Below are 13,582 nucleotides of genomic sequence, written 5' to 3'. Positions count from 1 at the left end.
GGTGTAGTTGTAGTGCCGAGGACAAGCCGTTCGTCCTATAACCGACTCGGCCCGCGTCCGCCATTTCGGGCAACGCGGGTCAAGGTGCAGAATTTAGAGGAAAGAACCGAGGTTGTTCGGTTCTCCCGAGGAGGCCGCTCATGACCGCTCGCACCCCTGATGCCGAGCCGCTGCTGACCCCGGCTGAGGTTGCCACGATGTTCCGCGTGGACCCGAAGACGGTCACACGGTGGGCAAAGGCCGGCAAGCTCACGTCCATCCGCACGCTCGGTGGACATCGTCGGTACCGCGAGGCAGAGGTCCGCGCACTGCTTGCGGGTATTCCGCAGCAGCGCAGTGAGGCCTGACACACCCCTGTCGCCGCAGCCACAACAGGGCACCGTCGGGTCCCCCAACCCCCGGTGATCCCACTCATAGCTCCACACGACGGGCGCCTGCCCCAACGGGCGCCGTGCCTGTGACACTTACAGGATTCGTCGTTCGATCGCGCTGGACTCCGCCGGGTCCAGCGCGATCTTTTGTTTCCCGAAAGGTTCGCGGGAGCGAGTCCGGGCCGGTCGTTGCCGGAGTGCGGCGGGCTCCGAACGGTCGTGGTGGATGCCCGAACCGGCCGACGAGTCGGTTTGCGCGGGCCCGAGTGCGACTGTGGGCGGGACTGTTCGGGCCTGTTCGCCCGGGTCCCGGACGTCGTGGGGCAGCTCGTGCTGAACGGTCCGGGATGTACTTCACGGGCAGTGCAATTGCACATATTAAATTCGCCAGTTGTAGGAAGTGCGTAAAGTACCCCTTCGGCAAAACGGATTAAGTGACTCCCGTCACATCGGCGTGCCCTTGCCAACTGCGGGCGCGCCACCGCGGGAACGTCCTCGGCCGCGACGGACCGTCATGCCGCGGGAGGGCCTTCGCCGCCGGGGCGGGTCGCGTGGCGGTCCCGGTCGGGCTCCGCGCGGACGTTCCCGTCCTCGGTCGGGGTGCCGGCCGGGCCGCTCCCCTCCTCGGTACCCCTTCCGTGGCCGTCACCGGCCGCCTCCGGGGCGTTCCGTGCCTCGGGTGAGTTGCCGGGTTCCCGGAGTGCCGGGAGTTCCTGTGGGGCCGTCAGGGGCTCCATGGCGAGCCGCAGGAGGCGGTGGCAGATCGGGCAGTGCCGGGTGAGGTGGCGGTAGCCGGACGCCGCCGCCAGATGGGCGCGCAGCAGCGCGCGGGTCTCGTGCCTTGCCGTGGGCGCAGACATGCGTGCGGCCTCCCGGTGGACCCGGCCGCCCTGTCGGGTGGAACGAGGACGGACTCCGTCCTACGGGGTTACCCGCGACCGGTCCCGGCGTCAAGACGCACGAAAGCCCGGATCCAGGGGATCCGGGCTTTCGTCTACTGCGGTCCTGACGGGATTTGAACCCGCGGCCTCCACCTTGACAGGGTGGCGAGCACTCCAAACTGCTCCACAGGACCAGGTTTTCGCCGCTTGCCTTGCGGCTTGCTGCGAAGACAGACACTACAGGAGGTCGCGGGGCCAGGTCGAACTCACCCACGGTGCGGGCGCCGTCACGACGCGCCAGGTGCCCTCACGGCGCCGCCGCGTCGATCGCCTTCACGATCCGCTTGTCGGACACGGGCTGCGCGGTGCCCAGCGCGTGGGCGAAGTAGCTCACCCGCAACTCCTCGATCATCCACCTGATGTCCAGGACCTCCTGCGGAACGGGACGGCCCTGCGGCAACTGCTCCAGCAGCCAGGCGTACTCGTCCTGCATCTCGTGGACCTTCTCCATCCGCGTGGTGTCGCGCTGGACGTTCGTCGGCATCTGCTGGAGCCGGCGGTCCTCGGCGACGAGGTAGCGCATCAGGTCGGGCAGCCTGCGCAGCCCGGTCATGGTGACGAACCCCGGGGGCACGAGGCGGGCGAGGTGATCGCGTACGTCCGTCACGTTGTCGATCAGGACCAGGCTGTTCGTGGACTTCAGCCGGCGTTCGCAGGCCTGCCAGGCGGCCAGGATCTGCTGCACCTGCCCGATCGTGCGGACGGTCAGGTCCACGAGGTCCGCCCGCACCTTGTCGTACAGCCCGCGGAAGGACGCCTCGTCCCAGGCCGGGCCGCCGTGCGCGGCGATCAGCCGGTCGGCGGCCGCCGTCGCGCAGTCGTCGAAGAGCGCCTGGATCGAGCCGTGCGGGTTACGGGACAGCGCCAGCTTCTGCTGGTTGGTGAGTTTGTCCGAGGCGAACTTGGCCGGGTTCACCGGGATGTTGAGCAGGATCAGCTTCCGGGTGCCGCGCCACATCGCCTGCTGCTGCTCGGCCACGGTGTCGAAGAGCCGTACGGCGACCGTCCCGCCCTGGTCGACGAGGGCCGGGTAGGCCTTCACCGGCTGGCCGGCCCTCCGGGCCTCGAAGACCTTGTCCAGCGTGCCGATCGTCCAGTCCGTGAGGCCCGAGCGCTCGACGGACTCGCCCGAGGGCCCGGCCGTCGCCGCCGCGGCCTGGGAGAGGGCCTGACGGGCCTTCGGGCGCAGCCGGACCTTCAGCGCCTCCAGGTCCTTGTCCTCGGCGACCTTGCGGCGCCGCTCGTCGGTGATCCGGAAGGTGATCTTCAGGTGGTCCGGGACCCGGGACAGGTCGAAGTCGTCGGCCGTGACCGGTACACCGACCATCCGCTTGAGCTCACGGGCCAGCGTGAGCGGCAGGGGCTCCTGGAGCGGGACGGCCCGGTCCAGGAACTTCGCGGCGTAGTTCGGCGCCGGGACGTAGTGCCGGCGGATCGGCTTGGGCAGCGAGCGGATCAGCTCGGTGACGACGTCCTCGCGCAGGCCCGGGATCTGCCAGTCGAAGCCCTCGGAGGTGACCTGGTTGAGCACCTGGAGCGGGATGTGGACCGTCACACCGTCGGCGTCCGCGCCCGGCTCGAACTGGTAGGTCACCCGGAACTTGAGCTTCCCCTGCCGCCAGGAGTCCGGGTAGTCGTCCTTGGTGACGGCCCCGGCCTTCTCGTTGATGAGCATCGAGCGCTCGAAGTCGAGCGCGTCGGGCTCGTCGCGGCGCTTGTGCTTCCACCAGGAGTCGAAGTGGGCGCCGGAGACGATGTGCTCCGGGATCCGCCGGTCGTAGAAGTCGAAGAGCGTCTCGTCGTCCACGAGGATGTCGCGGCGCCGGGCGCGGTGCTCCAACTCCTCGACCTCGCCGAGCAGTTTGCGGTTGTCCTGGAAGAACTGGTGGTGTGTGCGCCAGTCCCCCTCGACCAAGGCGTTGCGGATGAACAGATCGCGGGACGCCTCCTGGTCGATACGGCCGAAATTGATCTTGCGCTGGGCGACGATCGGTACCCCGTAGAGCGTGACCCGCTCGTACGCCATGACCGCCGCCTGGTCCTTCTCCCAGTGCGGCTCGCTGTAGGTGCGCTTCAGCAGGTGCTGGGCGACCGGCTCGATCCACTCCGGCTCGACCTTCGCGTTGACCCGCGCCCACAGCCGGGACGTCTCGACCAGCTCGGCCGACATCACGAAGCGGGGCTGCTTCTTGAACAGCGCGGAGCCCGGGAAGATCGCGAACTTGGCGCTGCGGGCACCGACGTACTCGTTCTTCTCGGTGTCCTTCAGCCCGATGTGCGACAGGAGTCCGGCCAGCAGGGAGGTGTGCACCGCCTGCTCCGGGACGCCCTCGTCGTCCTTGGGCTCCTCGACGGCGATGCCCATCTGCTTGGCGACCGTACGCAGCTGCGTGTAGATGTCCTGCCACTCCCGGATGCGAAGGAAGTTCAGGTACTCCTGCTTGCACATCCGGCGGAACGAGGACGAGCCGCGCTCCTTCTGCTGCTCGCGGATGTAGCGCCAGAGGTTCAGGTACGCCAGGAAGTCGGACGTCTCGTCCTTGAAGCGCGCGTGGTTCTGGTCGGCCTGGGTCTGCTTCTCCGACGGCCGCTCGCGCGGGTCCTGGATGGAGAGCGCGGCGGCGATGACCATGACCTCACGGGCGCAGCCGTTGCGGTCGGCCTCGATGACCATACGGGCCAGGCGCGGGTCGACGGGCAGCTGCGAGAGCTTGCGGCCCAGCGGGGTGAGCCGTTGCCCCTTCTTGCCCTCCGGGGACTTCTCGCCCTGTTCGAGCGCGCCCAGTTCCTGGAGCAGCTGCACGCCGTCGCGGATGTTGCGGTGGTCCGGCGGGTCGATGAAGGGGAACTTCTCGATCTCGCCGAGGCCGGCCGCGGTCATCTGGAGGATGACGGAGGCGAGGTTGGTCCGCAGGATCTCGGGATCGGTGAACTCCGGACGGGTCAGGAAGTCGTCCTCGGAGTACAGCCGGATGCAGATGCCGTCCGACGTACGGCCGCAGCGGCCCTTGCGCTGGTTGGCGCTGGCCTGCGAGATCCGCTCGATCGGGAGCCGCTGGACCTTGGTGCGGTGGCTGTAGCGGGAGATGCGCGCGTTGCCCGGGTCGATCACGTACTTGATGCCGGGGACGGTCAGTGAGGTCTCGGCGACGTTCGTCGCCAGGACGATCCGGCGGGAGATGCCGTTGGGGGGGCGCTGGAACACGCGGTTCTGCTCGGCGTGGGACAGGCGCGCGTAGAGGGGGAGCACCTCGGTGTGTCTGAGGTTGCGCTTGTTCAGCGCGTCCGCGGTGTCCCGGATCTCGCGCTCGCCGGAGAGGAAGACCAGGACGTCGCCGTGGGCCTCGCCCGCCAGCTCGTCGACCGCGTCGCAGATCGCGGTGATCTGGTCCCGGTCGGAGTCCTCCGTGTCCCCGTCGGCCCCCTCCAGGAGGGGGCGGTAGCGGACCTCCACGGGATAGGTCCGCCCGCTGACCTCGACGATCGGCGCCTGGCCGAAGTGCTTCGCGAAGCGCTCCGGGTCGATGGTCGCCGAGGTGATGACGACCTTCAGATCGGGGCGCCTGGGCAGCAGCCGGGCGAGGTAGCCCAGCAGGAAGTCGATGTTCAGCGACCGCTCGTGGGCCTCGTCGATGATGATCGTGTCGTAGGCGAGGAGCTCACGGTCCGTCTGGATCTCGGCCAGCAGGATGCCGTCCGTCATCAGCTTCACGAAGGTCGCGTCCGGGTTGACCTGGTCGGTGAAGCGCACTTTCCAGCCGACGGCCTCGCCGAGCGGGGTCTTCAGCTCGTCCGCCACGCGTTCGGCGACCGTGCGGGCCGCGATCCTGCGGGGCTGGGTGTGCCCGATCATGCCCCGGACGCCGCGCCCCAGCTCCATGCAGATCTTGGGGATCTGCGTGGTCTTGCCGGAGCCGGTCTCGCCCGCGACGATCACGACCTGGTGGTCGCGTATCGCCTCCAGGATCTCGTCCTTCTTCTGGCTGACCGGGAGTTGTTCCGGGTACGACAGGGCGGGCATCCGCGCGGCGCGTCCCGCCAGCCGTTCGGATGCCTTTCCGGCCTCGGCGGCGATCTCGTCCAGGACGGACTGCCTTGCCTCGGGCTTGCGGATGCGGCGGGCACCCTCGAGACGACGGCCGAGCCGGTTCGCGTCGCGGAGCGAGAGCTGCCCGAGCTGGGACTGGAGATCGGCGAAGGAAGTAGACATACGGACCCCAGGATCTCACCCGGGCGCGAGGAGTGGCGAACGCATTTCGCGCGGGCCGTGTCACGGCGGGCCGCACTCGCCGCCATCGGTCACGGAGTGCTGCGAGGCGGTCACACGGCGTACTATTCCGGGCAGCTGATCACCCGTTGCCCGACAGCCGCACCCGCCGAGCCGTCCGTGCCAGGGGTACGGACGGGCAGCCCGCCTCCCCTGCCCCCCGTCCCGCAGATCCCACACGCACGCACCGCCCGGAGTGCCGCATGCCCGTGCCCCCACCCGACCGCACCTCGTCGAGTGCGAAGAAGCCGCTGTTCCTCGGCCTCGCCGTCGCTCTAGCCGCCGGAGTGCTCGGCTTCGTCTCCTACCGGGCGACAGCCCCCGAAAGCTCCGGTGCGGACACCCCGGCCGTCCGTACGACAGCGGGGGCCGACTCCGACGTCTACCGCGAACTGGCCGGCCTGGCCCGCCGCGACGCCGGCGACAAGCTGGCCCGGGGACGCGCCGACGCCCCCGTCGTCCTCATCGAGTACGCCGACTTCCGGTGCGGCTACTGCGGGAAGTTCGCCCGGGACACCGAACCCGAACTGGTCGAGAGGTACGTCGACGACGGCACCCTGCGGATCGAGTGGCGCAACTTCCCGATCTTCGGCGAGGCGTCCGAGGCGGCGGCCCGCGCGTCCTGGGCGGCCGGGCAGCAGGACCGGTTCTGGGCCTTCCACCGGGCCGCCTACGCCGAGGGCGCCAAGGAGAAGGGCTTCGGCAAGGCCCGGCTCAGGGCCCTCGCCCAGCAGGCGGGCGTAGCGGACCTCGACCGCTTCGCCCGCGACGCCGACAGTCCGGCGGCCACCGAAGCGGTCGGTGAGGACCGCGAGCAGGCCTACGGGATCGGCGCCACGTCCACGCCCTCCTTCCTGATCAACGGCCACCCCGTCGCCGGGGCCCAGCCGACGGCGGTGTTCGCCCAGGCCGTCGAGAGCGCCGCGGCGGAGGCCGCGAACGTCGGCAGCGCGGGCAACGACGCAGGGGACCCCGACGCCCCGGGCCGAGCGAAGTGACCCCCGGCATCGGCTACTTCGCGGCCCTGCTCGGCGGGCTGCTCGCCCTGGTCAGCCCCTGCGGCGCCCTGCTGCTCCCCGCCTTCTTCGCGTACTCCGCCGACTCCGCGGCGCGGCTCCTGGCGCGCACGGGCCTCTTCTACGCCGGTCTGGCCACCACCCTCGTCCCGCTCGGCGCGGCGGGCTCGTACGCCGGACGGATCTTCTACGGGCACCGCGACGCACTCGTGCTCGGCGCCGGCTGGCTGATCATCGGGCTCGGCCTCGCCCAGATCGCGGGACTGGGCTTCGCCTCCCGCCGGATCGCCGCGGTCAGTGGCAGGATCCGGCCCACGACCGCCCTCTCCGTCTACGCCCTGGGCGCGGTCTACGGGCTGGCCGGCTTCTGTGCCGGCCCGATCCTCGGCAGCGTCCTCACGGTGGCGGCCGTCAGCGGGAGCCCCGCGTACGGCGGGCTGCTGCTCGCCGTCTACGCACTGGGCATGGCCGCGCCCCTGTTCGTGCTCGCACTGCTCTGGGAGCGCTTCGACCTCGGCCGGAGGGCCTGGCTGCGGGGCAGGACGCTGCGCGTCGGCCGCCTGGGAGTGCACAGCACCTCGCTGCTCTCCGGCCTCCTCTTCGTCGGGCTCGGGGCGCTCTTCCTCGCCTACGACGGGACGACCGCGCTGCCCGGACTCCTCGACGTCGACGACTCGTTCGCCGTCGAACAGTGGGCGCAGGACGTCGGCCGGCATGTCCCCGACCCCCTGGCCCTGGGGGCAGTGGTGTCGGTGGTGCTGCTGATCCTCGCGGTGCGGGTGTGGCGGCGGCGCACCGGGCGGAAGGAAGAGGAAGTGGTCTGACAACGACGAAGGCCCCGTCCGTGGACGGGGCCTTCGGGTGGTGGCTGGGGCCGGGATCGAACCGGCGACCTATCGCTTTTCAGGCGATCGCTCGTACCAACTGAGCTACCCAGCCACGCAGCTCGTACGGGCTGCAGCGGTCCTGACGGGATTTGAACCCGCGGCCTCCACCTTGACAGGGTGGCGAGCACTCCAAACTGCTCCACAGGACCAAGCTAATGTGCGAGACAAGTCTCGCACACGGTAAAGCGTGCCCCCAACGGGATTCGAACCCGTGCTACCGCCTTGAAAGGGCGGCGTCCTGGGCCACTAGACGATGAGGGCTAAGGGCCCACCTGCGCGCTTTCCAGCGCGTCGGGGACGTGAGAAGCATATGGGATGCGGGGAGGTATCGCCAAAACGGTTTACGGGGAGGCCGTGGGGGCGCTCGGCGAAGGCGACGGCGACTTCAGGTTCTCCTCCGGCAGATGCCGCCCGACCTCGGCGGTCGTGAGGCCGAGGCCGCCCAGGGTGATCTCGTCCCAGGCCTGCAGACGGCGGGTGGAGCGGTCCAGGTAGAGCACCGAGGCGCGCACCTTCTCCGGCTTCTCGTTCTGCACGGCGCGCAGCCCGCCGCCGCCCGTGGAGCCCTCGACCTTCAGCCGCGTGCCCAGGGCGAGCAGTTCGTTCACCCGGTGGTGCACATGGCCGGCCAGGACCAGCGGAACCGTTCCGTCGGTCTCCCGGGCCGCGTTCGGATCATGGACCACCGCGATGTCCACCGGGGTGCCCGCCCGCTTCTGGTCGCGCAGGGCCGAGGCCAGGCGCATGCCCGCCAGCTGCTCGGCCGCCTTGCCGCCCGTGGGGCGTACGCGGTCGGGGGTGAACTGCGGATCGCCGGTGCCCGCGATGCGCAGCCCGGCCACGCTCACCGCGTCGCCCCCGTCCAGGACGTGCGCGTTCCTCGTCTTCGCCAGGTACGCCTGGGTCTGCTTCGAGTCGTGGTTGCCCCTCACCCACACATAGGGCGCGCCGAGGTCGCGGACGGGGTCCAGGAAGCCGTTCTCGGCGGCCGTGCCGTGGTCCATCGTGTCGCCGGAGTCGATGATCACGTCGATCTCGTACTGCTCGACGAGCGAGCCGATGATGTGCCAGGCGGCGGGGTTGAGGTGGATGTCGGAGACGTGCAGGACCCGGATGGTGCCCGGATCCGGCTGGTAGACCGGAAGCGTGGAGGTGGCGTCGTACAGCTTGGTGACGTTGGTGACCAGCCGGGCCAGTTCCTGCTGGTAGACGTCGAACTCGGTGACGATCGAGCGGGCGTCGCCGACCACGGACGGTGCGCTGGAGAGCAGCCCGGAGAACTTCGGCTCCAGCACCGACTTCGGGTTCCAGGTGGAGTACGCGCTGACGCCCGAGGCCGCGAGCAGGGCCAGTGCGAGTCCCCCGGCGGCCAGTGCGCGGCGCGGGCGCCGGTAGACGACGAGGCCGAGCGCGGTGGCCCCGGACACGACGGCCACGCAGGAGCGGACGGCCAGCTCGCGGGTGCCGGAGACGACGTCGTCGGTGACCTCGTCCTGTAGTCCGGCCAGGCGCTCGGGGTGCTTCACCAGCGCCTGGGAGCGCTCCGGGTCCAGCTGGTCGACGTCCACGTCGAGGCGGACCGGGGCGTGGTGCGAGTCCAGCTCCAGGGCGCCGAGCGGAGAGACGTTGATCTTGGTGCCGCCGCTCACCGAAGGCCGCAGGGTCATGGTCGTGTCCATGGGGCCCACCGGCGTGCGCACGCTGCCGACGACCAGCAGCCCCAGCCAGGCGCCCAGCACCACGACGGCCAGCAGTCCGAGCGCGCGTTTCCAGGGGTGCGCGGAGGGGGTCAGCCCGGTCCCGGGGGTGGTGCGGGAGCGGGAGCGGCGGAGTCGGCGGAGACGGACGGCTGCGGCGTGGAACGGGCGTGCCATTGGGCGCGTATGCCCGGATCGGGCTGCGGCCATGCGGGCGGGCGGACACGGGTGGGCCGGGCGGGTGGCCCGCTCCGGGGAGCGGCCCGCCCGCTCCGGCCGCTCGTAAGTGACAATGGGCGGGTGCTGGAGATGACGCGCGAGGAGTTCGAAGAGCTGGTGAGCGTGGCTCTTGACCGGGTCCCGTCCGAGCTGATGCGGCTGATGGACAACGTCGCGGTGTTCGTGGAGGACGAACCGGAGGATCCGGAGGAGCGGGAGCTGCTCGGGCTGTACGAGGGCACGCCGCTCACCGACCGAGGCGAGTGGTACGCGGGAGTGCTTCCGGACCGGATCACGATCTACCGGGGGCCGACGCTCCGGATGTGCGAGACGCGCGAGCGCGTCGTCGCCGAGACCGAGATCACCGTCGTCCACGAGATCGCCCACCACTTCGGTATCGACGACGAGCGGCTGCACGAACTGGGCTACGGGTGAGTGCGCCCCGCCGGGTCCTGGCGGTGATCGCCGCAGGAGGCGCGGTCGGGTCCACGGCCCGCTACGCGGCTTCCCTCGCCTGGCCGGCGGCCGAGGGCGGGTTCCCCTGGGCGGTCTTCGTCGTCAACGTGACGGGCTGCGCCCTGATCGGCGTGCTCATGGTGCTGACCGTCGAGCGCGGAAGGATCTCCCATCCGCTGGTGCGGCCGTTCCTCGGGGTCGGGGTGCTCGGCGGGTTCACCACGTTCTCGACGTACGCCGTCGGAGTCTCCGAGCTGCTGGTGCGTCAGGAGGTGGCGACGGCGATGGTGTACGCGGGTGTGACGGCCGTGGCGGCGCTCGGCGCGGTCTGGGTGGCGGCTGCGCTGACCCGGGTGCTGGCCGACGGGATGAGGAGGGCGGCGTGAACTGGCTGCTGGTCGCGGTCGGGGGCGCAGTCGGGGCGCCGCTGCGCTATCTGACGGACCGTGCGGTGCAGGCGCGGCACGGCGCGGGGCTGCCGTACGAGTTCCCCTGGGGGACCTTCGTGGTCAACGCGGCGGGCAGCCTGCTGCTCGGGGTGCTCACCGGGGCGGCGGTGTCCGCACCGGTCCACGCCCTGCTGGGCACCGGACTCTGCGGGGCGCTGACGACGTATTCGACCTTCTCGTACGAGACGCTGCGGCTGGCCGAGCGGGGCCGCGGCTTCCTCGCGGGCGCCAATGTGCTCGCGTCCGTGCTGGTCGGGCTCGGGGCGGTGTTCCTCGGGGCGGAAGTGGCGGGAGGCTTCGGGGGCCCGGGGGGCTGATCCGGCGGGCGGGTGCCTGTGCCGGTGTCGCGTCCGGGCGTGTCCCCGACGGGGGCAGGGGAGTTGAACACATCGCTCTCCCGTCCCTCTCCTCCCCGGAGGTGTCATCCCGTGCGCCAGTTGTCCACTCGCATCCGCTGGGCAGCCGTCACCGCGCTGACGATCGCCGCGTCCACCGGTTGTATGAGCGTCGGCGACGACGCGGGGGACCCGTCCCCGTCCCGGCAGGCGGACCGGAAGGGGGCCTCGGCCCGGCCGGACGGCGACACCGTGTCCGGCTCCGGGCGCTCAGGTTCCGGCGGCGGCCGTGCCGAGGCGCAGTCCGACCGGGGCGCCTCCTCCGGCAGGCCGGACGCGAAGTCCTCGGGCCGCGGCGCGTCCGCCGGTCCTGCGGACCCCCGCCCGGTGCCCGGCGTCCCCGGTGTCCCGGAGCCCACCCGCGGCGGTCCGCTGCCCACCCCGGAGCCCAGCGCGCCGGGGCCCGGCGAACCGCCGGCTCCTCCCGCCACCCAGGAGCCGCCCCCGCCCTCGCCCGAGCCGGAGCCGTCGCAGCCGCCCGAGCCGCCCTCGGCCTCGCCCGCCGCACAGTTCCACAACGGTGCGAACCGGGCGCGGGACGGGGTCCGGACGTGGCCGACCCCGAGGGTGTCGCCGCAGCTCGCACCGGCCTGATCCGGCGCTCTGACCGGCGGGTTTGCACGAAGTGGGGGAGGGTGCGTATGGTAGTAGATCGTTTGATCCCATTGCCCGGCGCCGACACAGAAGAGCGCCGTGTGGCGCGTACTCTCCCTTGCCGTGGCTGGACCGCATTGAGGCGGTCGAAATTGCGAAAACACGGAGTTACGGGCGCGTGCCGAGACTCCGGAAGGTTTCGCATTTCGCATGTCAATTTCCAGTTCTGACCACACCGTCATGCCCGAGAACGACGTCGAGAACATCGAGGTCGTCCAGGCCGCCGAGGCCGTGGTGGCCGAGGCCCCCGCGGCGGTCGTGGAGACCCCCGCCGACGAGGCTCCGGCTTCCTCCACCGAGGAGATCGCCCCCGCCTCCACCGAGGAGATCCCCGCTTCCTCCACCGAGGAGATCGCCGACGAGGACGCCGAACCCGGCATCACCTTCGCCTCACTCGGTCTGCCCGAGGGCATCGTCCGCAAGCTCGCGCAGAACGGTGTGACGGCCCCCTTCCCGATCCAGGCCGCGACCATCCCGGACGCCCTGGCCGGCAAGGACATCCTCGGCCGCGGCCGTACCGGCTCCGGCAAGACGCTCTCCTTCGGTCTGCCGACCCTGGCCACGCTGGCCGGCGGTCACACCGAGAAGAAGAAGCCCCGCGCGATCATCCTCACGCCGACCCGTGAGCTCGCGATGCAGGTCGCGGACGCACTGCAGCCCTACGGCGACGTACTCGGCCTGAAGATGAAGGTCGTCTGCGGCGGTACGTCGATGAGCAACCAGATCTTCGCGCTGGAGCGCGGTGTCGACGTCCTCGTCGCCACCCCGGGCCGACTGCGCGACATCATCAACCGTGGCGCCTGCTCCCTGGCCAACGTCCAGGTCGCGGTCCTCGACGAGGCCGACCAGATGTCGGACCTGGGCTTCCTGCCCGAGGTCACCGAGCTGCTCGACCAGATCCCCGGTGGCGGCCAGCGCATGCTCTTCTCCGCCACGATGGAGAACGAGATCGGCACGCTCGTCAAGCGCTACCTGAGCAACCCGGTCACCCACGAGGTGGACAGCGCCCAGGGCAACGTCTCGACGATGTCCCACCACGTCCTCGTCGTGAAGCCGAAGGACAAGGCGCCGGTCACGGCCGCCATCGCCGCCCGCAAGGGCCGCACGATCATCTTCGTCCGCACCCAGCTGGGCGCCGACCGTATCGCCGAGCAGCTCATCGAGTCCGGCGTGAAGGCGGACGCGCTGCACGGCGGCATGACGCAGGGTGCCCGTACCCGCGTGCTCGAGGACTTCAAGAAGGGCTTCGTCAACGCGCTCGTCGCCACCGACGTCGCCGCCCGCGGTATCCACGTCGACGGCATCGACCTGGTCCTGAACGTGGACCCGGCCGGGGACCACAAGGACTACCTGCACCGCTCGGGCCGTACCGCCCGCGCCGGCAAGTCCGGTGTCGTCGTCTCGCTGGCGCTTCCGCACCAGCGCCGCCAGATCTTCCGCCTGATGGAGGACGCGGGCGTCGACGCCTCGCGCCACATCGTGCAGGGCGCGGGGGTCTTCGAGCCCGAGGTCGCCGAGATCACCGGCGCCCGTTCGCTGACCGAGGTCCAGGCCGACTCCGCGAACAACGCGGCCAAGCAGGCCGAGCGCGAGGCCGCCGACCTCACCAAGCAGCTGGAGCGCGTCCAGCGCCGTGCCGTCGAGCTGCGCGAGGAGGCCGACCGCCTGGTCGCCCGTGCCGCCCGCGAGCGGGGCGACGACCCGGAGGCAGCGGTGGCCGAGGTGGCCGCCGAGGCCGAGGCCGCCCTCGTGGCCGCCGTGGCCGTCCCCGAGCAGCAGCCGGCCGTCCGCGAGGACCGCCGTGACGACCGCGGCAGTTACGGCCGTCGTGACGACCGCGGTGGCGACCGTGGTGGGTACCGCGGCGGCAACGACCGCACCGGCGAGCGCAGTGGCCGTCCCGCAGGTGGGAGCGGCTACCGGGGCAGCAACGACCGTCCGTCGTTCCGCGGCAGCAGCGACCGTCCGTCCGGTGGCTTCCGCTCCGGTGGTGGCGAGCGTCGTGACGACCGCGGCGGCGACCGTGGTGGCCGTTCGTTCGAGCGTCGTGACAACGACCGTCCGTCGTTCAACCGCGAGCGTCGTGACGAGCGCCCCTCGGGCGGTTTCCGCTCCGGTGGCGGCGAGCGTCGTGACGACCGTCCGTCCGGTGGCTTCCGCTCCGGTGGTGGCGAGCGTCGTGACGACCGCGGCGGCGACCGTGGTGGCCGTTCGTTCGAGCGTCGTGACA

11 protein-coding genes and 4 tRNA genes are annotated in these 13,582 nt (G+C 71.0%); 8 read left to right on the top strand and 7 right to left on the bottom strand.

The annotated features are described in order from the left end of the window. The first annotated feature begins 140 nt into the window (after window positions 1-140). Entirely contained in the window at window positions 141-347 is a 207-nt protein-coding gene (gene bldC, locus AB0I83_RS23530) for a developmental transcriptional regulator BldC (RefSeq protein WP_003949541.1), read from the top strand. Between the two features lie 536 nt (window positions 348-883). On the opposite strand, the gene AB0I83_RS23525 is transcribed toward bldC, so the two are convergent. From AB0I83_RS23525 to hrpA, 3 genes are all read right to left on the bottom strand, one after another. Then, window positions 884-1,231 (bottom strand): DUF6274 family protein, encoded by a 348-nt coding sequence (locus tag AB0I83_RS23525; RefSeq protein WP_363306003.1) that lies wholly within the window; start codon window positions 1,229-1,231, stop codon window positions 884-886. 140 nt (window positions 1,232-1,371) lie between these two features. Beyond that, window positions 1,372-1,446: transfer RNA gene (locus tag AB0I83_RS23520), tRNA-Asp, on the bottom strand. Between the two features lie 113 nt (window positions 1,447-1,559). Then, on the bottom strand, window positions 1,560-5,522 hold the full coding sequence (gene hrpA, locus AB0I83_RS23515) for an ATP-dependent RNA helicase HrpA (protein ID WP_363306002.1): 3,963 nt from the start codon (window positions 5,520-5,522) through the stop codon (window positions 1,560-1,562). Window positions 5,523-5,782: 260 nt separating this feature from the next. Between hrpA and AB0I83_RS23510 the strand changes: the two genes are divergently transcribed. Continuing rightward, on the top strand, window positions 5,783-6,577 hold the full coding sequence (locus AB0I83_RS23510; RefSeq protein ID WP_363306001.1) for a thioredoxin domain-containing protein: 795 nt from the start codon (window positions 5,783-5,785) through the stop codon (window positions 6,575-6,577). Then, window positions 6,574-7,419, top strand: a complete 846-nt coding sequence (locus tag AB0I83_RS23505; protein WP_363306000.1) for a cytochrome c biogenesis CcdA family protein — start codon at window positions 6,574-6,576, stop codon at window positions 7,417-7,419. Before AB0I83_RS23510 ends, AB0I83_RS23505 begins: the two co-directional genes overlap by 4 nt. Before the next feature lie 38 nt (window positions 7,420-7,457). On the opposite strand, the gene AB0I83_RS23500 is transcribed toward AB0I83_RS23505, so the two are convergent. The 4 genes from AB0I83_RS23500 to AB0I83_RS23485 form a co-directional block, all read right to left on the bottom strand. After that, window positions 7,458-7,534, bottom strand: a tRNA-Phe gene (locus AB0I83_RS23500). Between the two features lie 22 nt (window positions 7,535-7,556). Beyond that, a tRNA-Asp gene (locus tag AB0I83_RS23495) sits at window positions 7,557-7,631 on the bottom strand. A gap of 39 nt (window positions 7,632-7,670) precedes the next feature. Next, window positions 7,671-7,743: transfer RNA gene (locus AB0I83_RS23490), tRNA-Glu, on the bottom strand. Between the two features lie 80 nt (window positions 7,744-7,823). After that, window positions 7,824-9,356, bottom strand: a complete 1,533-nt coding sequence (locus AB0I83_RS23485) for a metallophosphoesterase (protein ID WP_363305998.1) — start codon at window positions 9,354-9,356, stop codon at window positions 7,824-7,826. Window positions 9,357-9,479: 123 nt separating this feature from the next. Here AB0I83_RS23485 and AB0I83_RS23480 point away from each other — a divergent pair, with 123 nt between their 5' ends. From AB0I83_RS23480 to AB0I83_RS23460, 5 genes are all read left to right on the top strand, one after another. Beyond that, a complete protein-coding gene (locus AB0I83_RS23480; RefSeq protein WP_356534913.1) occupies window positions 9,480-9,833 on the top strand; it encodes a metallopeptidase family protein in 354 nt (117 codons plus the stop codon). Further along, window positions 9,830-10,240: a CrcB family protein gene (locus tag AB0I83_RS23475; protein ID WP_363305997.1), complete on the top strand. Its 411-nt coding sequence runs from the start codon at window positions 9,830-9,832 to the stop codon at window positions 10,238-10,240. The genes AB0I83_RS23480 and AB0I83_RS23475 overlap by 4 nt, the downstream gene beginning before the upstream one ends. Next, window positions 10,237-10,620 carry a CrcB family protein gene (locus AB0I83_RS23470; RefSeq protein ID WP_356534917.1) on the top strand — a complete coding sequence of 128 codons (384 nt, stop codon included), beginning with the start codon at window positions 10,237-10,239 and terminating at the stop codon, window positions 10,618-10,620. The genes AB0I83_RS23475 and AB0I83_RS23470 overlap by 4 nt, the downstream gene beginning before the upstream one ends. Before the next feature lie 111 nt (window positions 10,621-10,731). After that, window positions 10,732-11,292, top strand: coding sequence for a hypothetical protein (locus AB0I83_RS23465; RefSeq protein WP_356843377.1), 561 nt, complete (start codon window positions 10,732-10,734; stop codon window positions 11,290-11,292). Window positions 11,293-11,532: 240 nt separating this feature from the next. After that, window positions 11,533-13,582: DEAD/DEAH box helicase (locus AB0I83_RS23460; RefSeq protein WP_363306085.1), on the top strand; the 2,050-nt coding region annotated here is incomplete at its 3' end.

Source organism: Streptomyces sp. NPDC049970 (genome assembly GCF_040660235.1).
In the GTDB taxonomy this organism is placed as follows: Bacteria; Actinomycetota; Actinomycetes; order Streptomycetales; family Streptomycetaceae; genus Streptomyces.
Note: the sequence above shows the minus strand (reverse complement) of the source record. Positions and strands in the feature narration are given on the sequence as shown.

What these genes read in the sequence shown, in the direction of transcription:
- bldC (WP_003949541.1), top strand. Translation starts at nt 141, where the DNA reads ATGACCGCTCGCACCCCTGATGCCGAGCCGCTGCTGACCCCGGCTGAG.
- hrpA (WP_363306002.1), bottom strand. Translation starts at nt 5,522, where the DNA reads ATGTCTACTTCCTTCGCCGATCTCCAGTCCCAGCTCGGGCAGCTCTCG.
- AB0I83_RS23525 (WP_363306003.1), bottom strand. Translation starts at nt 1,231, where the DNA reads ATGTCTGCGCCCACGGCAAGGCACGAGACCCGCGCGCTGCTGCGCGCC.
- AB0I83_RS23485 (WP_363305998.1), bottom strand. Translation starts at nt 9,356, where the DNA reads ATGGCACGCCCGTTCCACGCCGCAGCCGTCCGTCTCCGCCGACTCCGC.
- AB0I83_RS23510 (WP_363306001.1), top strand. Translation starts at nt 5,783, where the DNA reads ATGCCCGTGCCCCCACCCGACCGCACCTCGTCGAGTGCGAAGAAGCCG.